At 61.1% G+C, this 20,980-nt stretch carries 13 protein-coding genes; 7 read left to right on the top strand and 6 right to left on the bottom strand.

Annotation, left to right across the window (positions count from 1 at the left end; translation table 11 throughout):
* Positions 1–148: 148 nt before the first annotated feature.
* Together ABHT90_RS05560 and ABHT90_RS05555 are read right to left on the bottom strand one after the other, a co-directional pair.
* A complete protein-coding gene (locus tag ABHT90_RS05560) occupies positions 149–910 on the bottom strand; it encodes a 4Fe-4S dicluster domain-containing protein (protein WP_346981888.1) in 762 nt (253 codons plus the stop codon).
* Positions 911–1,530: 620 nt separating this feature from the next.
* The gene (locus tag ABHT90_RS05555) at positions 1,531–3,780 is read right to left on the bottom strand and encodes a DEAD/DEAH box helicase (protein WP_346981887.1); all 2,250 of its coding nucleotides are present in this window, start codon (positions 3,778–3,780) and stop codon (positions 1,531–1,533) included.
* A 588-nt stretch (positions 3,781–4,368) separates the two neighbouring features.
* Here ABHT90_RS05555 and ABHT90_RS05550 point away from each other — a divergent pair.
* The 7 genes from ABHT90_RS05550 to ABHT90_RS05520 all read left to right on the top strand — a co-directional run bounded on the left by ABHT90_RS05550 (position 4,369) and on the right by ABHT90_RS05520 (position 15,311).
* Complete coding sequence (locus ABHT90_RS05550; RefSeq protein WP_346981886.1) at positions 4,369–5,331, top strand: FHA domain-containing protein; 963 nt, start codon at positions 4,369–4,371, stop codon at positions 5,329–5,331.
* A gap of 171 nt (positions 5,332–5,502) precedes the next feature.
* Complete coding sequence (locus ABHT90_RS05545; protein ID WP_346981885.1) at positions 5,503–7,587, top strand: protein kinase domain-containing protein; 2,085 nt, start codon at positions 5,503–5,505, stop codon at positions 7,585–7,587.
* A 321-nt stretch (positions 7,588–7,908) separates the two neighbouring features.
* Positions 7,909–11,244: a CAP domain-containing protein gene (locus ABHT90_RS05540; RefSeq protein ID WP_346981884.1), complete on the top strand. Its 3,336-nt coding sequence runs from the start codon at positions 7,909–7,911 to the stop codon at positions 11,242–11,244.
* Positions 11,245–11,661: 417 nt separating this feature from the next.
* Positions 11,662–14,001, top strand: a complete 2,340-nt coding sequence (locus tag ABHT90_RS05535; RefSeq protein ID WP_346981883.1) for a heavy metal translocating P-type ATPase — start codon at positions 11,662–11,664, stop codon at positions 13,999–14,001.
* A gap of 147 nt (positions 14,002–14,148) precedes the next feature.
* On the top strand, positions 14,149–14,370 hold the full coding sequence (locus ABHT90_RS05530) for a heavy-metal-associated domain-containing protein (protein WP_035137387.1): 222 nt from the start codon (positions 14,149–14,151) through the stop codon (positions 14,368–14,370).
* 51 nt (positions 14,371–14,421) lie between these two features.
* The gene (locus tag ABHT90_RS05525; protein WP_229066831.1) at positions 14,422–14,691 is read left to right on the top strand and encodes a metal-sensing transcriptional repressor; all 270 of its coding nucleotides are present in this window, start codon (positions 14,422–14,424) and stop codon (positions 14,689–14,691) included.
* Between the two features lie 146 nt (positions 14,692–14,837).
* Positions 14,838–15,311, top strand: a complete 474-nt coding sequence (locus ABHT90_RS05520; RefSeq protein ID WP_035137389.1) for a hypothetical protein — start codon at positions 14,838–14,840, stop codon at positions 15,309–15,311.
* Between the two features lie 107 nt (positions 15,312–15,418).
* On the opposite strand, the gene ABHT90_RS05515 is transcribed toward ABHT90_RS05520, so the two are convergent.
* The 4 genes from ABHT90_RS05515 to ABHT90_RS05500 all read right to left on the bottom strand — a co-directional run bounded on the left by ABHT90_RS05515 (position 15,419) and on the right by ABHT90_RS05500 (position 20,976).
* Entirely contained in the window at positions 15,419–16,816 is a 1,398-nt protein-coding gene (locus tag ABHT90_RS05515) for an amidohydrolase family protein (RefSeq protein WP_346981882.1), read from the bottom strand.
* Between the two features lie 187 nt (positions 16,817–17,003).
* Positions 17,004–18,080 carry a hypothetical protein gene (locus ABHT90_RS05510; RefSeq protein ID WP_346981881.1) on the bottom strand — a complete coding sequence of 359 codons (1,077 nt, stop codon included), beginning with the start codon at positions 18,078–18,080 and terminating at the stop codon, positions 17,004–17,006.
* A 353-nt stretch (positions 18,081–18,433) separates the two neighbouring features.
* Positions 18,434–19,141, bottom strand: a complete 708-nt coding sequence (locus ABHT90_RS05505) for a hypothetical protein (RefSeq protein WP_346981880.1) — start codon at positions 19,139–19,141, stop codon at positions 18,434–18,436.
* A gap of 353 nt (positions 19,142–19,494) precedes the next feature.
* On the bottom strand, positions 19,495–20,976 hold the full coding sequence (locus ABHT90_RS05500) for a glutamate synthase subunit beta (protein WP_346981879.1): 1,482 nt from the start codon (positions 20,974–20,976) through the stop codon (positions 19,495–19,497).
* Between the last annotated feature and the right edge of the window lie 4 nt (positions 20,977–20,980).

Here is a 20,980-nt window from a genome sequence, read left to right as displayed (position 1 = left end):
TCAATGTGAAAAAGAGCGCCTTACTATTTTTCCTTTTTGATCCGTTTTCCTCCGTCCCCTTCGGATCACATGATCCCTTGGGAACGGAGGAAAACGGATCGTTTTTGGTGCAAAAGGGCCAGGTTTGTTTGCACCAATCTCACTTGCGCTAGATGAAGAGCTCGCATTCCTTCCGCGCGACGCAAACCTTGCTCAGCATCTGGGAAACAGCGGATAGCTTGTTGGGATCAAGCTTACGAGCGCCTCGCGGACATACGGCAATGCAGCGCATGCAGGAGATGCACGCCTCGCCAGCTGCTCGTTTGGGGTCACCCTTGTCGATAGCACAAACGGGGCACGCCGCGGCGCATGCACCGCAGGAGACACAATCCCCTGTTGCCTCGGGTGCCATGCGGTGACCTTCGGCTTGTTTATAAGGACGATTGCCGGGAATAGAGGGCTCGGATGTATCCTCAGCCAACAGCTTTTGCTGAATTTGCTGCGCAAACTCTGCGAGCTGCGCCGTATCCTGCGCATCCGGACGACCGGCAGCAAACTGTCGTGCAATGGAATGTTCTGCAATGGCTGCAACTGCCGCGATCACCCGGAATCCCGCATGCTTCGCAACGTCCTCCAGCTCTACGAGCGTGTCCTCAAACGCGCGGTTTCCGTATACGCAAACCAAAACAGCCCGAGCCCCGTTGCCGCGCACCATGCCCAACCGGTCAGCCACCACAGCCGGGATTCTACCGGCATACGCCGGCACAGAGATTACGGCCACGTCGTCCTCGGTCATCGAGACAGCGCTGAAATCTAGCCCGCTAACGGTCAGATCGACGGTAACGGTATTCTTGTCCAGTGCCCCGGCCACAAGGCCAGACACCTTCTGCGTTCCACCCGTCGGACTAAACACAATTTCGAATACGCTCATCGAGGCACCCTCCCCTACGCCTGGCAACGCGTCAAGCCGCTTTCACATCCAGCCAGAGTATACGGCACGTGGGGTCCCCGTTTTGATGCACCAAGCACCCCAATGCACCCACCCTACGCTGTCTGCCTCTTCGTTTTGTATAAATTACGGTACAGATTGTATATATTTACGGGATACCGCCGTGTTCTCCCGAGGTACCCCATCCTGGCCCGTGCAAAAAACGGAGTATTCTGCAACGTGACCGCGCCAGCAATACCCCGAGCGGGCAAACCTTTAGGGCGCTGCGTCATTTTGGGTTCCGACATGGCGAGAATGACGCGCCCCTGCTCCGGAAAACGACGAAATCTGACTCAGAACGCTCGCTAGGGATATCCGAAAGCCACCGTTGGCGACGTCAAATCATATGCAGACAACTCGAACTGCAGAATACTCCAAAAAATGCACGGCGCACCCCATGGGACCCATTGCCGCATGGTAGGAAACAGGCCCACGGCATCCTCTAGATGCATTCCCGAGGAAATCACATTTGAACTAGCGATCGGATACGGCAAACAAAAAGGGCCCCGAGCGTAGTTGCTCGGGGCCCTTGGTTCACCTCGCTCTAGCGGGCGATGCGTGTGTTATTTACGCTTGCCGCCGCCGTCGCCGGGGCGACGGGAGCTGCCGCCGCGCTTGCCGCCACGGCTGTTGCCGTAGCTGCCACGGTTATCGCGACCGCCGGCGCGGCCGCCACGGGAACCGGCCTGGTTGCCGCCACGCCCACCACGATAGCCGCCGCGACGCTCCTCGCGGGTATCGTCGTAGTTGCGCCAGTCATCGCGACGATCGCGGCTGGCACGCGGGTCACGACGATCGCGCGACTCGTTAGAACGAGCGGCGCCGCCGCGGCCGCCATTGCCGCGAGCACCCTCGCGACGCTCGCCGCCGCGGCTACCGCGCTCTTCAAAGCGCTTGCCGCCACGGGACTCGCCACCGCGGGCACCGCGCTCACCACGGCCCTCGCCGCCACGGCGCTCATCGCGCCCGCCGCGCTCGCCGTCGCGACCGGAACGACGGCGGTCGCCCGCACCGCGCTTGCCACCGCGCGAACCGTGGCCCTCGTCCTCGCGCTCGACACGACGACGACCGCCGCGGTCCTCGTCCTCACGACGACGGCGGTGTGCCTCGCCCTGGAACTGCTTGGCACGACGCTCGGCACGGTTGCCGCGCGCAGGCTGCTCAGCGGCACCAGCACCGCCGCGCTCCTCGGCAGCTACCTCGCGAGCCACGCTCTCAACAGCCTCGTCCACGCGAGCCTGAACGCCCTCGCGCACGCGGGTCTTGCCGCCGCGCTTGGGACGGCTCGGACGCTCGCCGTCGCCGCGGCGCTCGTCGCGACCGCGGTTGGAACGACCGGCAACATCGCCGTAATCGTCGCCGTTGCGCTTGCCGTCGCGACGCGCCTGCTCAAGCTTCTTCTTGCTCTTGGACTTGCCGCGCTTAGTCTTCTTCTTCACCTTAAAGGCCGCAGGGTCGCGCTCGGGATCAACCGCAGGCGGGTTGGGACCCACATGCAGGTCGCCGGCTTCGTAAATATCGGCCGTCTTGTCCATGAGCTTCTCGATCTCGTAGAACTCATCGACGTCCTGCTCGGTCACAAACGTAATGGCCCAGCCCAGCTCGCCGGCGCGGCCCGTACGGCCAATGCGGTGGATATAGTCGGTCGGCTCGGCCGGCACGTCAAAGTTCACGACGTAGCGCACGTCGCTAATGTCGATGCCGCGGGCGAGAACATCGGTTGCCACCAGCACGTCGACGGTGCCGTCGCGGAAGGCAGAAAGCGCGCGCTCGCGCTGGGCCTGGCTGCGGTTGCCATGAATCGCGGCGGCCTTGATGCCCTTACGCTCCAGACGACGGCAGCAGCTGTCGGCGCGATGCTTGGTGCGCATAAAGACGATGGTGCGCTCCGGGCCCTCCTTCTTGAGGAACTCGGGCAACAGGTTATTCTTGGCCTCGATGGACACCGGGAACACAAACTGGTCGACGGTGTCGGCGGTCGACGTGGCGGGCGCGATCTCCACGCGAGCCGGATCGCTCACCAGGTCGGTGATCTCGCCCACGGCCTCCTCGTCGAGCGTCGCCGAGAACAGCAGCGTCTGGCGCTCGGCCGGCGTCTCGCGCACAATGCGGCGGACGGCGGGCAAAAAGCCCATGTCGAGCATGCGGTCGGCCTCGTCGAGTACCAGCACCTTGACCTCGTTCAGGTGGCAGGCGCCCTGCTCGATCAGGTCGACCAGACGGCCCGGCGTGGCGACCAGGATATCGCAGCCGTACTTGAGTGCCGCGGTCTGCGGCTTGTAGCTCACGCCACCCACGACGGTCACGGCGACATGGCCGGTGACGTCGGCGATCTTGCTCGCGACCTCGTCGATCTGCTGGGCGAGCTCGCGCGTGGGGGTGATGACGAGCATCACGGGGCCGCGGCCGTTGCCCTCGGGCTTCTTGGCACCGCGACGGCGGTTGCGGCCGCCGCGCTCGCGCACGGGTTTGGGCGGAGCAATGTGCTCCAGATTGTTCATGGTCGGCAGCAAGAAGGCGGCCGTCTTGCCGGTGCCGGTTTGAGCGGCGGCAAGCAGGTCGCGACCCTCGAGCACCACGGGGATCGAGCCGGCCTGCACGGGCGTCGGCGCCGTGTAGCCCAGGTTCTCGATAGCACGGAGTATCTCGTCCGAAAGCCCCAGCTCGTCAAAGGCGGGCAGGCTCTCGGTAGCGGACTCGACGGCCTGGGCAGCATTGGCCTCATCGGCGGCATCGAAGGCAGCCTGGGTCATAGCCTCGCGGGCCTCGTCCAGGATCTCGGCGTCCGTGACGTCAGATACAGAATTACGCATATGTTGTTGTTCCTTATCTGCACGCGCTATGGGCACGGCATGCGGCCGCGCGGGCGTGCTTGGTAGTGCGCTAATACATACAAAAACGGGTGCGCACAGAGAGGACGTTGCTCAGCACGCTGGCGATCGCTTTGGCAGCCCTATCACGCGCCGTCCAGACGCAGCAGCTCTAAGCGATGGAGCAGATTCGCCGCCGGTTAGTATACCCGTGCTTCGCATGCCCCCACGTAAACCACAGATGACGAGGCGGACGAGGTGGGCCCGGCTGATTGTCTCAATCTGTAACAGTTACAGGGCAAATCTTCCTCTACGTGTTACAGATCGAGACAAACGGTCGACACGGTTCACAAACGTCTCAATCTGTAACAGTTACCGAGTAAAATCGGTCCTAATTGTTATAGATCAAGACAGAGGGGGATTTCCGTCCAGTCCAAACCAAATCTCTCAGGCTTCCTGCAATTTCGAACATGTGGCCTATAATGTTGCTTTGGTTACGCTATATATTGCGCGGCCATTTAATACGTCGCCCACCGGGGGCCATTAATTCCTATCGCCATATTGGCTAGGAAGCAATCAAAGGAGGTATCCGTGGCAGCAGAGACGCCTTGCTCGGTCCTCTATAACGATATTCGCTCGTTCGGCGGTCTTAAACATCTCGAGATCGCCCGAATGCTTATCAATGGAAACTCTTATCTCGGCAGTACCCTGCTCGAGAAATGCTCTTCCAACCGCTCGTATCTCACCCGTTACATCGTCCATCGCAAGCCTGACCAGTGCGCGCCCTCCATCTACAGCGACTTTACCGTCACCACGCTCAACCTTTCCTCGGCAATCTGCAGCAAGCTCGGCGGCGGCGAGTCCGCCTATCGGGCAATCGCCGAGCACTATCGCGGTCCGGCCGCCAACGAAATGATGTCGGCTCTCACCAGTTACAAGCTGGACAGCCGCCTATATGCAAATGCCCTCAATCGCATCGACAACTTTGACGGCAATGCCGTGCGCGAGAAAAGCACGCTTTACCTTATGCTCTTTGTGGCAACGGGGGCGCTCGCCGATCCCGTTCAGGTCGTGGCCACCGTCGAGCGCTTTTGCGACAGCAAGACGGGCGAGCACTTTGGCACCACCGAAACTACCGTCGGACGTGGCTTTATGAGCAGCCTGGAGCAGCCGCGCACCGTCGCCCCCAACCTCGGTCTGCTCAGAACCCATGCCGACAACTGCGCCGACATGCAAATCCATCCCCTCACACGCGATCCGCACGGCACCGTGATTGGTTCTCTGCCCAAAACCTCGCCCAGCATCACCGATGTGGGCGCCGACGCATCGCGCGAGCATCTTCGCATTTGGCTTGAGGGTGAGCACTGGTACGCCCAGGGCCTTGGATCGACCAACGGCACGGTGCTCGAATCGGGCGCGCGCGACGGCGATATTGTGATTGAGCCGCCGCGCGACCAACGCGAGCCCGGCAAGATCTATCCCCCCGTGGAAATCGCCAACAGCGACAGACTTCATTTGGGTCTCTATACGACATTCCTTGTCATTGTGGACTAGCGCGGACGGCGATCGAAAGACGGTCGCCGTCCGTCTTTCGTCTTCTACCTTCTGCGTCGTAAACGACAATGCACAGCGGTATACGTGGGCAGTGCGGCTATCATGGTACTTTACCGATATCCGCACTGCTCACGTATACGTGCGGCAACCCATGCCAGACAAAGGAACGCCATGGATACTACCGATAGCGCCTATGGCGACAAACTCATCCGTCTCGATACTTTCGATACCGCCGTGGCGGTCGACCCCAGCGCCGAGGACGACGCCAAGCGTCGGTTTATGACGCTTATTCTCCAGACGGCCCACCGCAACAACGGCAACATCGGGCACGTGCTGCGCGCGACCAACACGAGCGGCGAGGTCTTTGCCGTCAAGCTACTCAAGGACAACGCCATCCTTTCCGGCCAAGCCCCCGACCGCTCCGCCGAGCAATCGGCAGCGCACCTGGCCAACACCGCTGCGCTGTTCGAGGAGTACCGTCATCTGTGTACCGTCTCGCACCTGCGCGGATTTCCGCGCGTCTATGGCTACGGCTCGTGTGAGGATGACCCGCTCATCCTCATGGAGTGGGTCGAGGGCACCTCACTCAAGCAGGCGCTGCCCCTGCTTCCGCACGACGCCTCGGGCGGGCTGACCACCCAGATGGTCGCCGCCGTCGGAAACGCCGTGCTTCGTGCGCTCTTGATGACCCAAGGCCTCGTGAATCCGGTCATCCATCGCGACCTGTCGCCTGCCAATATCATGTTCCGCACCACCAGCCGAACGCTCGAGCAGCAGATTGCTGATTGTTCCTTTGACCCCTGCCTCATCGACATGGGCTCCGCGACCATGGCTCTCGGCGACGACACGATCACCCGGCGCGCCGACATCTGGCGCTTTGCCACGCCCGCATACGCCGCGCCCGAGATGCTCACGCAGGATATCGAAGGCATCGCGGCCCTTCGCCGTTCGCCGGCAATCGACGTCTATGCGCTTTCGAGCATTTTGTACCAGCTCTACAGCGGTCGCAAACCGTTTGACTTTGAGTCGACGGACGCCGCTGCAACCGGCTCGTTCTATCTCGTAAAGACCAAGACCAAGCCGGCACCGCTCGAGCCGCGCTGCGAGGGCGATGAAGCGCTCGTCCAAATCATCATGAAGGGTCTCTCAGTCGAGCAGTGCGATCGTCCCACCGAGCAGCAGATGCTCGAGGTGCTCTCGGCATACCTCACCGATGCCGAATCCGAGGGCCGCGAAGGCACAGGAGACGAGGCCGCGATTGATATCGATTCTGGCACGCACCTTAAGGTCGACGTCGCCGGCGAGCGCGCACGAGAGATCCTGAATCAGGCCCGTCACGATGCCATGACCCGCCGCCGCTTTATTATCGGCGGCGCTAGCGCAGCCGTTGCGGGGCTCAGCGTTATCGGGGCGGCAACCCATGGCTTTGGCATCCCCGACTACCTTGACGGCATCCGCGGTTCACTTGACGACTACACCTGGGATCAGCTGCAGGAGATTTCGCTCAAGATTAAGGCCGCCGAGACCCGTAGCGAGGCACGCGAGATTGCCAAGCGTTACCACCTGCTCGACGCTGATGGGCATATCCCCTATCCGTGCACCAAGCGTGTCACGCTCACCAACGGGCTGGAGGTCGGCGCGCAGCTTGTGGGCATCCGTCACGATGAGCTTCTGGACGGTACGGGCAAGGCCGGGCTGACGTTTATGTTCGACGCGGGTATTGCCGAGCGCAACGCTGCAGCTGAACCGCCGAGCGCCGGCTGGGCAGATTGCGAGTTGCGGAAATGGCTCAACGGCGACGGCCTTAAGCTGCTGCCCAACGAGTTGCGCGCACTCATTAAAGGGGTCAAGAAGGTCTCGAACAATGTGGGCGCCGCCAACAGCGCATCGTGCCTGAGCGAGTTGCCCGCAACCCTTTGGCTGCCCGCCATGGTCGAGCTGTGCGGTACGCAACCGTCCGATTCGTTTGCCGAGGACTATCACTACCTGGCAGACATCTACAACGGCGAGGGCAAGGAGTATCAGCTCTTCCGCGAGCTCAAGGTAAGTCCGTATACCACGAACGAGATGCTGGTTCGCCAGTGGAAGGGCAAGGACACCTGCTGGTGGGAGCGCACGGTGAGCCCCGATACGTCGGAGACCGAAGGCACGCTCTACATAAACCGCGTGGGCCACGACGGCGACGTCTTTACGTACGCAACGCCTGCGGACAAGCCAAACAAACGAACCTGTGTGATCCCCGGATTCTGTATCTAGAGAGCGGGCGTCTTGCCGTGACGGGACCCCTCCCCGGCAAATGTCTCGATCTGTAACACTAGCTCGGCAGATACAGGTCTAGATGTTACAGATCGAGACAAACCCCAACCCCGCGAGACAACGTCTCAATCAGTAACAGTAAAGGGTCAAAAAACCTCTCTAGATGTTACAGAACGAGACATTAGCTTGCCGAGAACTTCGCCTCGTAAATGTGATTCAAGTGTGTCGATATTTCCTTGCCAATGTTGCGCAACAGGAACCCTTTCGGCGGTCGTAACGTACGAATTGTCATAGGTACCCCTTCAACGATTGGGAGAAGAAATGGCAAAGTACGCACCTAAACACTTGAAAGTCTCAGGCGGCGCCGAGCCTCGCCCCACATTCTCGGGCCACAAGGCAACACGACTCGCCGTCACCGCGGCAACCACCATCGCTATGACTGGCTCGACGCTGCTCGCGCCGTTCTCGGCATTTGCCAACGATGCAAGTGATACCACGGCACAGGACGCGATCATGTCGCCGCTTGCTATCCACGCCGGCGAGGCGGCAGGCTCCGCAGTAAAGGCAAACGCCCAGAAGATTGCCGACCTGCAGGCTGCGATCGATGCCGCAAAGGCTGCCGAGGCAGACGCCAAATCCGACTACGACACGGTGGCTGCCCCCTATACCGAAAAGCAGGCGGCCCGCGACAACGCACAAAGCACCTATGACGCCTCCGTCTCCGATAATTCGCAGGCAGAGGCCGCCGCGCGCGCCGAATATGCTCGCCAGCTCGATGAAAGCGTCAAGGCGGCCGACAGCGCCAGTGCCACGCTGAAGGATGCCCAAGGAAAGCTCGATGCAGCCAAGACCGACGCCGAGGACAAGTCGAAGGTCCTTGATGCCGCAAAGCAGGCGGCAGCTGATGCGCAGGCCAAGCTCGAGGCAGCCCAGAAGGCAGCCGCCAACGCAACGCCGGAGGAAATCAAGGTCGCCGAGCAGGCTGCCGCAGATGCGCAGGCCGCTCTGGACCAAGCAAAGGCTGCAAAGGCCGCTGCCGATTCCGCGCTCGCCGATGCCCAGCAGGCTCAGAGCGCCGCGCAGAGCGCTTACGACGAGGCGGCAGGCACGCTGGCTTCCGCTCAGCAGGAAAAGACCGCCGCGGATGGTAAGCTAGTTGCGGCACAGACAGCGTACGACAGCGCACAAGCCGATTTGGCGGCCGCAAAGGCAGGCGCCGAGGGCCCGGAGTATGACGCCGCCCAGGCAAAGGTCGATGCTGCCCAAAGCGCACTCGACCAGGCGAAGCAGCAGCAGGCGGCTGCCGAAGCAGGCCTTTCTCAGGCAAATAGCGACGTTGCATCCAAGCAGGACGCCCTCACCGGTGCCGAAAGCGAGCTCGAAGCCAAGAAGCAGACAGTCGCAGCAGCCGAAAATGATGTAACGGCAGCCCAGACGAAAGCCGATGCGGCGCAATCGGAGTTGACCTCGGCAAAGCAGGCACATGCTACCGAACTGGAGAAAGCAAAGGCCGCTCAGAAACAAGTCGATCAGGCAAAAGCCGAGAAGGAGCAGGCAGACAAGGCGCTCAAAACTGCCAAGGCAAACCAGGCGGCCGCCGATCAAGCCGTTATCGATGCACAGAAAGCATACGATACGTGCAAGGCGGCAACCGATAAGGCAACGACGGCGGAGGCGCAGAGCGTCATCGGCTTCTACCAGTTCATCGGTGCCAACGACGCTGCAAACATCATCTATAGGCAGAGCGATAAAAACCCGACGACCATTGGCGATAAAAAAGACGGCACGTCACTCGACAACGCCAAGCTTTCGTTTGGCAAGCTGCGCGAAATTAATGAATATCGCAAAAGCGTCGGCCTTAGCGAGCTTAAGGTAACGGCAGAGCAAATGGCAATCGCTCAGTCTGATTCCAATTACTCCGACGCAACGAAGGGGCACTCAGACTATGCCGGATTTGAAAATGCCGCTTGGAACTTCAGCACGAAAGAAAACATCGCGCACCAATGGGTTGATGGCGAAAAGAAAATATTTGACGATGCTGCAGCGAAAGCCGGCCTTGGCAACGTTGCCCCCAAAGATGCTTGGAAGACTTTCTGGAGTCACGGTACCGAATTCGGAGCCCAAGGCGTGGGTTTTGGCACCGTCGGCCATTATTTGAATATCGTACAACCTAACGCCAAAACCATGGGATACGGCATCAACTCGCGCGGAACCCTTTGGCCGTATGTGTTCGTCTTGGAGATCGACAATAATTACGGTTTGTACGAGAAAGAATACTCGATCGATGAACTCGAGAATCTCTTTGATCAGTATCAGCTGAGCCTCTCCAAAGCCAGCGAAAAGCTCGCCGCCGCAAAGACGGACCTTGAACAAAAGCGCAGCACAGCAGCATCGAAAGCCAATGCCGTAAAGGTAGCTGAGACCCTCGTCGCTCAAAAGCAGGAAGGCGTTGATACCGCGAACAGCAACCTTGCCGCCAAGAACGACAGCGTAGCAAGTGCCGCCGCCGCTGTTGCCCTAGCAGAGCAGAATCTCGCCAAGGCAAACGGAAAAGTTACCGAAGCCGAAGACCAGGTCAAAGCCGCCCAAAGTAACGTGGCGACCGCAGAGCAGGTCGTCAACCAGAAGCGCGCCGAGCTTAAGGCATCGCAAGAGCAAGCCGCTCAGAGTCAGAAGAAGGTTGATGACGCCAAGGCAGAAACTCTCGTAAAGCAGCAGGCTCTGCAAGATGCAAAGAAGGAACTTGCCAAGTATTCTGCCGATGTTGCTGCGGCTCAGGAAAAGGCTGACAAGGCCCATCAAACGCTTGATGAAGCCACGGCAGCCCAGACGTCTGCCCAGAGTGCTCTCGAAAAGGCGGAGCGCGACGCGGCTGCCAAGAAGCAGGCCCTCGACACCGCGAAGGACAACGCCGAGGCCAAGGCGGCGACCGCGGAGCACGCTGCGAGCGATCTGACCACGGCGAAAAACGACTTTGCTTCAAAGAAGGCCCATGCCGACGCCCTGAGCAACGCGGCCAACAATCTTACCGCGGCCAAGGCGGCCAAGAAGGACGCCGACGCAGCAGTGACTGAGGCCGGAGTCGCCCTTGGTGCGGCAAATGATGCCATCGCGAACGCCGAACAGGCGATCGAGAATTCTCAGGCCGCATCGGATGCCGCTGTCGCTACCCTCGGAAAGCTAAAGTCCATCAACGTCGAAAACGGCATTGCTACTGGCTCTGATGCAAACGCGAATGATACGCTCAATGCCCTCTTTGCCAAGTGCGTCGCCGCCAAGCAGGCAGAACATAACGCAAAGGCCGCACTTGATGCCGCTCAGGCAGACCTTGATGCTGCGACGCCCGCCTACACCGCAGCGCTCAATGCCTACAACGAGGCGAAGGCAAAACGCGTAGCCGCCGAGCAAGCCCTGAAGGACGAGATCGCCCGCCAGGAGCAAGAGGCAGCGAAGGCCGAGCAGGCCAAGATCACGCAGGCTGCCGCTAAGCCGGCTGCTGGAAAGCCGTCTACCGGCAACGCCAAGACGGCCGCCAACTCGGCACTTCCCACCACAGGCGACAATGCTGCGCTCACCGGTGAGACGTTTGTCATCGGAGGTGTCGTGCTCGTAGCCGCTGGCGTCTTCCTGACCGACAAGAAGCGTCGTCAGGAGTAAGGATTTCAGGAGGACGGCTTCTCCTCCCTCCCACCGCTTCGCAAACCCTGCCCAGCATGCGCCGGGGCGCCCATCACGCGGGCGCCCCGGCGTTTTACGTTGTATGCCCGGGGCATCTGCTCCGAGATTGTCTCGATCTGTAACAAATACTCGGTAAAACGGGGTCTAGTTGTTACAGATCGAGACGTTAGTTTTCGGCTGAAATGTTTGTCTAAATCTGTAACAGCTATGGTTCAAAAACCGGTCCAGACGTTACAGATTGAGATGTTTGGCAAAGACGACCGCCGATTGGGCAGCCACCCTCATCTGTAATGAAAAGTCATACATTCCAACTACTACTAGACACCCCCAGGGGGTATGGGTGTATAGTATCATCAGGTTAACAATTCCAACAGCGAACCACAGAAAGGAGAAGCCATGGCTCAAGATAAGTTCGATGTGGGCGGCATGACATGCGCCGCCTGCCAGGCGCACGTGGACCGTGCCGTGAGCAAGCTCGACGGCGTCCAAAGCGTCGCGGTCAATCTGCTCGCCGGCTCTATGCTGGTGGACTACGACCCTGCGCAGGTCTCCCCCGACGACATCTGCACCGCTGTCGACCGCGCGGGCTACTCGGCCTCGCCCATCAGCACGGGCACCGACGCTGTCCAAAGCGGAAGTGCGCAAGCCAGGTCCGACGCCGCCCATATGGAGTCGCCCACCAAAAAGCTGGAGGCCGCCGCCTCCGCCATGCGCACCCGCCTCATCATCTCGATTATCTTCCTCATCCCGCTGTTTTACATAGGCATGGGGCACATGCTCGGCTGGCCGCTGCCCGGCATCTTCACCGACCACACCCACAGCATGACGCTCGCGCTCACCGAGCTCGTCCTGCTCATCCCCATCGTCTACGTCAACGACGCCTACTTTATCAACGGGTTTAAATCGCTCGCGCACGGCGCACCCACCATGGACGCTCTCATCGCCGTCGGCGCCACCGCGTCCATCGCCTGGTCGCTCTACGCCATGTTCATCATGGCCGACCAGCTAGCCGCGGGTCAGGTCCACGAGGCCATGATGACGAGCATGGACAACCTGTATTTTGAGAGCGCCGGCACGATCTTGTCGCTCGTCACCGTAGGCAAATATCTCGAGACACGCAGCAAATCCAAGACTGGCGGCGCCATCGAGGCGCTCATTGACCTGGCGCCCAAGACCGCGACCGTCGTGGCCGTCGACGGTACCGAGACCACCGTCGATGTCGATGCCATTCTGCCCGGCCAGGTGCTGCGTGTGCGCCCCGGCGAGTCCATCCCTGTCGACGGCGTGGTACTCGAGGGCGCTTCGGCCGTGGACGAAAGCGCACTGACCGGCGAGTCCATCCCCGTGGAGAAGACCGCCGGCGCCACCGTCAACGCCGCCACCGTCAACCGCACCGGATCGTTTACCTTCCGCGCTACGCGTGTGGGCGCTGACACGTCGCTCGCCAAGATTATCCAGCTCGTCGAGGACGCCAACGCCACCAAGGCACCCATTGCTCGACTGGCCGACAAGGTCGCCGGCGTGTTCGTGCCTGTGGTATTCGTGATCTCGGCCGTGACCTTTGTGGTGTGGATGGCACTGACCAGCGACGTGAATGAGGCGCTCACCTCCGCCGTCGCTGTGCTGGTGATCAGCTGCCCGTGCGCGCTGGGCCTGGCCACGCCCGTCGCCATTATGGTCGGCACCGGCAAGGGCGCCGAGATGGGCATTCTGTTTAAGAGCGCCGAGGCGCTGGAGAACCTGCGCAGCGTGGGCACCGTGGTGCTCGATAAGACGGGCACGGTCACCCGCGGCAAGCCTGCCGTGACCGATATCGTGGTAGCCACGCGCGCTGACGGCTCGCCCGCCATGAGCGAAAAGGCGCTGCTCAAGTTGGCCGCCGCGTTGGAGCGCTCGAGCGAGCACCCGCTGGCCGAGGCGATTATGGCCGAGTGTGAGACACGCGGGATCGTCGCGCGCATGGTCGAGGACTTTACTGCCGTGCCCGGGCGAGGCGTTACGGCGCGCGAGGGGCAAAACGCCATTGCAGCCGGCAACGTACGCCTGATGGACGAGCTGGGCGTTACCGTGCCCGCGGGTCTTGCCGAACAATTTGCCGCCGAGGGCAAGACGCCGCTGTTCTTTGCCAAGAACGGCGAGCTTGCCGGCACCATTGCCGTGGCTGACGAGGTCAAGGAGACGAGCGCCGGGGCCATCGCCGCACTGCGCTCGCTTGGCGTCGACGTGCGCATGCTCACCGGCGACAACCACGTGACGGCCGAGGCCATCGCCCGCCGCGTGGGACTGACCAGCAAGCAGGTCATCGCCGACGTGCTTCCCGCCGACAAGGAGCGCCACGTGCGCGAGCTGCAGGATGCGGGCAGTAAGGTCGCCATGGTGGGCGACGGCATCAACGACTCCCCCGCCCTGGCGCGCGCCGACGTGGGCCTTGCTATCGGCACCGGCGCCGACATCGCCAAGGAGGGCGCCGACGTGGTACTCATGCGCAGCGACCTCATGGACGTCGCCCGCGCCATCGAGCTTTCGCGCGCCACGATCCGCAACATCAAGCAGGACCTGTTCTGGGCGTTGTTCTACAACGGCATCGGCATTCCACTGGCGGCGGGCGTGTTCTTCCCGCTCACCGGGTGGCAGCTCTCGCCGATGTTTGGCGCCGCGGCCATGAGCCTGTCGAGCGTATGTGTCGTAAGCAACGCTCTGCGCCTAAAATCCTTTAAGCCCAAAGTGGCAAAATAGGATCACCATTAAGTCCATTTAGAACGGGTTTTCCAGGTGCCCGAGATTGACCTGAAAGAGGAGCGACGCGTACTTTGGTACGCGAGCGACGGCTTGAAGGTCAAGGTCGGGTGCCTGGGAAAGCCGACACAACAGAGAGGAATACCCATGCGTTTCACAATCAAGACTTCCGGCCTCATGTGCGGCCACTGCGACGCCACCGTCGAGACGGCGCTGCTCAACGTAGCCGGCGTGACCGACGCCGACGCCGATCACGAGACCCAGACCGTCCAGGTGGAGTGCGCCGACACCGTGACCGCCGAGCAGCTCGCCGCCGCTGTCGAGGCCGCGGGCGAGAAGTTCCACGCCCTGTCCGTGGCCGCCGCGTAGCAGCTACCAGAAGCATTCGACCCCATCGACCAGAAACGAGGACCCGCTATGATGGCAGACCATAAATCGGTGACCCGCATGCTCAAGACGGCACGCGGTCAGATCGACGGCATCCTGCGGATGGTCGATGAGGACCGCTACTGCGTCGATATTTCCACGCAGCTCATGGCCACACAGGCGCTCCTCGCGCGCATTAACGCCGACGTGCTCAAGGCGCATATCGAGGGCTGCGTGACTTCGGCAATCGAATCGGGCGACGAAGACCTCAAAGCCGCCAAGCTCGCCGAAATCGAACGCGTCGTCGACAAACTCTCCAAGTAATTGGGGCATTGGGGACAGACTTCTTTGCACCGTCTTGGTATTCCGGGGACAGGTACGTTTGCACCACATTGGTGCAGATTAACCTGTCCCCCTTGCTCTAAATCGGGTATAAAGGCGTGCGGCATATCGAATGAAAGGCAATTTGCATGAATGACTTTATGAAGGGCCGCAATGGCGCTGACGAACTCACCATCGTGATGGGCTTCGCAGGCATTATCATCGCCATGATCGGTTCGATGGCTCGTATCCAGTGGCTCAGCTGGATTGCCATCGCCGTAATCGTGATTGGCGTGCTGCGCGGCCTGTCCAAAAATATCGATGCACGTCGCAAGGAGAACGAGGCCTTTGTCGCCGCGACTGCAAACGTACCCGGCTTGGGCAAGTTTGTAGCTAGCTTGGGCGGCGGAGCTGCAGCGGCCAACGCCTCGCGCGCAGCCGGTACTAGCAAGGAAGACTTTGAACGTGCCAAGCGCACAGCCAAGAAGATGTGGAAGGGCCGCAAGACCACGGCCTATCTCAAGTGCCCCAACTGCGGCCAGATGCTCTCCGTTCCCAAGGGCAAAGGCAAGATCCGCGTCACCTGCCCCAAGTGCCATGCCAAGATGGAGACGCGCTCATAGCCGCCATACCATGGGACAAATAAAAGCCGAGGCCTCGCACTGGGACCTCGGCTTTTTCTGATTATGACAAAAGGATTGTCCCTTTGTCGCATCGCCATATCGCGCGCTTACGCCACGCCATCGCGGGCAAGCTCCTCGGCCAACGCCTCGGCAGGCATGGCCATAATCGCGTCGAGCTCGGCGTCCACCTCGGGAATACGCTTCACCTTGAGCTTGCGCACCAGATCACCGCGACACATCACGTGCGTCGGCTCACACAGTGCGCGCAGGTCATCGAGCGGATTCTTGCGCGTCACCAGGATATCGGCGGCCTTGCCGCACTCGATTGTGCCGGTCTCGCCGCCCAACCCCAGTAGCTCGGCATTGACCTGCGTGGCCGTATGCAGCGCGAAGGCGTTGCCCACGCCGACATACTTGGCAAAATAGGCCACCTCACGCCACATGTCGTACTGCGTCACGAACGGGCAGCTCGAGTCCGTGCCAAGGCCCACCTTAACGCCAGCTTCCAGTGCGGCACGGGCGCTCTCGATGATGCCCGAGCACACGATGTCGCCGTTCTTCTTTTGCGTATCGGTAGAATGGGTCTTTTCCGGGTCGAGCAATACAAACGGCAGCGCCGGGCTGATAGTGCAGGTCACACTCGGCGCACGCCCCTCGAGCTGTGTGCCCGCGGCGCCACGATACAGCTCCAAGATTTCGGGCGTCAACGGAGCGCCGTGCTCAATCGTGTCAACGCCGGCCTCAAGCGCGGCCTTCACGCCCTCGGTACTCTCGACATGGGCCATAACCGGAAGGCCCATATCGTGCGCCGCCTTGCATGCCGCCGCGGCAACCTCCACCGGCATACGCAGCACGCCCGGCTCGCCCACCTCGGTCGCATCGAACACGCCGCCCGTCACGAACAGCTTAATGACGTCGGCACCGCGCGCATACAGGTCGCGCACCTGTTCGGCTGCCTCGGCGGGACTGTTGGCCACCTGGGCGAACAGGCCCGCGCCATGGCCGCCCGGCACCGTGACGCCCGTTCCCGGCGCCACCAGGCGAGGACCTTGATACTTGCCGGCATCGATAGCATCGCGCACGGCCAGATCGGCAAACAGCGGGTCGCCCGCGCCGCGCACCGTGGTCACGCCGCTTGCCAGCTGCTGCTGAGCGCTGCCCTTGAGGATATGGCGCACGATGGCGCGCCCCACGGGATTATCGAGCTTCTTCATCAGCGCGCCCGCATCGCCCGCCGAAACCGGTTTGCCCGAACCGCACAGATGCACATGCATATTGATGAGACCCGGCATGAGATACGCCCCTGCCAGGTCGATGACCTCGGCGCCCGCCGGCGCCTGCGCCACGGCGCTCGGACCAATCCAGGTGATGATGCCACGCTCGACGGCCACGGCCATATCGGGCTGCGGCTCCATATGCTCCGAGCCATCCAAGACGGTCGCATTGATAAACAACGTGGGACGATCGGCAGACGCCATATCGAGCTCCTCCCTCACGATTAACATGAACATTTGTCCATTATCACCTAATGCAGCGACCTAAAGTCGAGCATATCGGTTAACGGAGGGAAGAGGGGATGTGGGGGACGGAATACGTTGCAGTCCCACCCCAGCGAAACCAGGGAAATGTCTCAATCTGTAACAGGTACTGGGTTATTGGGCCCCCTGATGTTACAGATCGAGACAAAACCTCTCAGCGCCCATACCACTGACGTCTCCACTCCTCAGCCAAATCGGGCCGTCGCGGAATACCCGCCAACCTCATCTTCTCAACCAGCTTCCCCGGATTCTTGAGCTCATCAAACGTAAACCGAAGCACCTTGTGCCCGAGCATTGTCAGATGGGACTCCCGTTGACGTTCTGCCACGAATGGGTCGACCGACCCCCGATCCCCACCATCCTGCAGGGTATACTTTCCCTTCCCGTCGAGCTCGCCGATGACACATGTCCCGTTCTCGAGCCGCCAAAAATAGTCGACGCGAAACACCTGGCTCGAATCGAGCGGGTCGCGAAACTCCACCTGCAGCTCCGGAACTGGAAAGCCGTACGCAATAAAGAACGCTCGGAACCGAGACTTGCCGCCGTTTTCGGACAGCCCGTCCGCATACGACGCAATCACCTGTGCCCTGCGATACCCTCGCCTGCCCTCGCAATCGGCGCGGAGGCGCTCGCACAAATCCCAACGTGATACGCCTTTCGCCCGCAGTGCAGAATCGGCAATCGCCAACCCGTAGGAGAACGGCGCACGCAGTAAGCAATCCTCCACCGTGCGCCAAAACGACGTCACCCGCACGCCATCAACACGCTCGAGCGCGCCCGCCATCTGCGGACGCAACAACCTGCACCCGCCGCTCAACGTCACCGAGCAACCCGTCTTAACAAGATATCGTGGCCCAAGCAGATCATTCGGCACCTCCAAACCCCACAAAAGCGCCGCGTCATAGCCCCAAAACGCCCAATCGGGATGAAATTCCGCAAGCCCTTTGATAGTCCTCAGTGCTCGCTCCGTCAGCGTCAATGCATCCCAATCATGCTTAAAACAGAACAGGTACGGCTCGGGCTCCGCGATATCGTCGGTTCCAACATGGCGTCGCAACCACATGAGCTCGGTATTGTCATGCGTTGCGAGCAGCGCACCTTGCTCGGTCGCCTCCGTGAGCCGCGCGAGCATCCTGTTCCGCGCCAACGTGTTGCGAGTCGTATGCTTGTGTTTGAGAACGGTATTAGACACTTCCATCACCACCACATCGGACAAATGGACCATCGTCACCGTTGCCTCCGCTGACAAATGTCTTGATCTGTAACAGGAAGACAGTCTTTGAACCTCTAGTTGTTACAGATTGAGATCTTTCGGCAGCCGCCAACCCTCCGTCTCAATCTGTAACAGGTAGGTCGAATTTGGGCCTGTAGATGTTACAGATTGAGACATTCCCCCAACCAGGTGCCAAACGTCTCGGTCTGTAACAGTTAGACGTTCTCCAGGCCCCCAAACGTTACAGATTTAGACAAACCAGCGGCACCCAAGCGTTCGTCTCGATCTGTAACAGGTAGACCGGTTTTTTGTCCCTAAACGTTACAGATCGAGACAAATAGACACGCGGCGGCGCTGCGACAGCCCATCCCCTACTCCCATTCCTGCTCGTAAATATTGAGCGACTTCACGTACCGCCCCTGGGCGCCCATGATGTCGCGGACCAGGCGTAAAAAGAAGCTGATGCACGAGGTGTCGAAACCGTCCTCTAGGTCCTCGGGATGCACCGCGCCCGGCCCGTCAACCGCCGTGTCGCTCAGGCGCGCGATGTCATACAGGTAGAGCTGTCCCGCCGTCAGCCATACATCGTCGACGCACGCGAGTCGCACCGCAATCGCGCCATCGTTCCAGTGCTCCTTTTGCACGATATGTGGGTCGTAGACGTCAAAGCGACGGTCGGTGCGCGTATCCTTCAGCACGACCATGCCAGTCGCGGGATCCTTGTCCAAAATGCCAAAGCGCGAGAAATACTGCGTGTCACGCACCCGCTTAAGTCGCCCGAGCGAAGCTGGAGAAATTGACGCTGGCGGCTCGTCCACATACAGTTCCAACAGCGTCTTGCCGTGGTAATAGGGGCGCTCAAACAGCAGCCAATCGGTAAACGCCATGTTGTAGGCCATGATTTCGTTTTGAGAAGGTTCCTCGCAATAGCTGAGCCACGGATCGACGATAATCTCGAACTGCTCGCGCGCCGGCTCCAGGAATTGAAACTTCCGCAGCATCCAAAAGTGAGCCATGTCGGCAATATCGTTGCCGACGGCTTCGGCCAGCTGTGCTCGGTCAAAAACTTGGTCAGTCATGGCATCCTCCTCAAACTGATGGACCTCAATTTGAGCTTACGAGGAGGGCGAGCAACCGAGGCAAGCGCGGGCAAAATAGACCTCCGACTGCAAACCAGATGCTAACCAAACACTTGACGGGACACTTGACCGAATGAGCGCACCGCAAAGAAACCGCAGGTAGACATAGACAGCCGACCCGCCATTTTGAGCCAGATGCCCGCAGCCACCACAGAAACAACAGGTGACCACAGCCCAAGAAGTCGACAAATGAACACCCGTACGTCGACAAACGAACAAATCGGTCGCAAAGAGTGTCCCCAACGACTAGACAAAAAATGACTAGTCATTGGGGACGTTCTTAAATGACTACTTTACAGCTCCAGCGCGTCGGCGACTTCGGCAGCGCAGGCCAGGGCGTCGGCCATGGCGTTCACCACGAGCGAGCTGCCGTTGCGAGCGTCACCGGCAACATACACCGGCGCGGCATCCGCGGCGACGCCGTCGACACGCGCCGCAAGGTGCGAGCCCTCGGCAGCCATCACCGGCAGCGGACGACCAGCGGTGTCAACAGGCACGCCAACGGCGTCGAACACGCCATGCTCGGGACCTGTAAAACCGCAGGCGATGAGCACCAGCTGGGCCGGCACCTCGTGCTCGGAACCCGCGATGCGCTCGGGCTTGCCAGCCGACCAATCCAGATCGACCACGCGCAGGCCCGCGGCCGCGCCCTTCTTGTCCAACAGCACCTCGAGCGTATCCACACCCCAGGCGCGCATCTCGCCGCCCATGGTAGCGATGGCCTCCTGCTGGCCGTAATCGGTCTTCTTCACGTTGGGCCACTGCGGCCAGGGGTTGCTCGCCGCGCGCGCATCAGGCGCCGCCGGCAAGAACTCAAACTGGCGCACGCTGCGCGCACCCTGACGTACCGCGGTGCCCACGCAGTCGTTACCGGTATCGCCGCCGCCAATGACCACAACGTCCAGGCCGCGCGCGTTCACCGCGGGCTCGCCGCCATCGAGCACCGAGACGATCGAAGCCGCCAGGTAGTCCACGGCATACACCACGCCCGGGGCATCAATGTTCGCAGCCGAAAGCCCACGCGGAGCACGGGCGCCGGCAGCCACCACGACGGCGTCAAAGTCGTCGAGCTTGGCGGTAACCTTGGAATCGCTCACGTCGGCACTCAGCTCGAACACAATGCCCAGCTCGCGCATGAGCGCCACGCGACGCTCGACCACGGACTTCTCGAGCTTCATGTTGGGAATGCCGTACATGAGCAGACCGCCCGGGCGGTCGTCGCGCTCAAACACCGTCACGCGGGCGCCACGACGCGCAAGCTCCCATGCTGCCACCAGACCAGCGGGACCGGAACCCACCACGGCAACCGTGGGTGCACCCTCCCCTGCCGGCTCAAAGCGGTGCGGACCGCCGTTGGCCCACTCATGGTCGCTGATCGCGCGCTCGTTGTCATGAATCGTCGTGGGCTGGCCATCGACCGAGCCCAGGTTGCATGCGGCCTCGCACAGCGCCGGGCACACGCGGCTCGTGAACTCGGGCATGGGCGAGGTGAGTGACAGGCGCTCGGCAGCCTCGTCCCAACGGCCGCGGTACACCAGCTCGTTCAACTCGGGAATCAGGTTGTGCAGCGGACAGCCGCTCGGACGTGCCTTGCCAAAGCTCGCGCCCATCTGACAAAACGCCACACCGCACATCATGCAGCGGCTCGCCTGGGCACGGCGCGCATCGTCGTCGAGCTCCACGTACAGCGGATCGAAATCGCGGCTGCGCTCCTCCACGGGGCGCAGCTCGTGGGTCACGCGATCGATATCAAGAAAAGCACCGGGCTTACCCATGGCA

The organism is Collinsella aerofaciens, assembly GCF_039758815.1.
Lineage (GTDB): Bacteria > Actinomycetota > Coriobacteriia > Coriobacteriales > Coriobacteriaceae > Collinsella > Collinsella aerofaciens_BP.
Note: the sequence above shows the minus strand (reverse complement) of the source record. Positions and strands in the feature narration are given on the sequence as shown.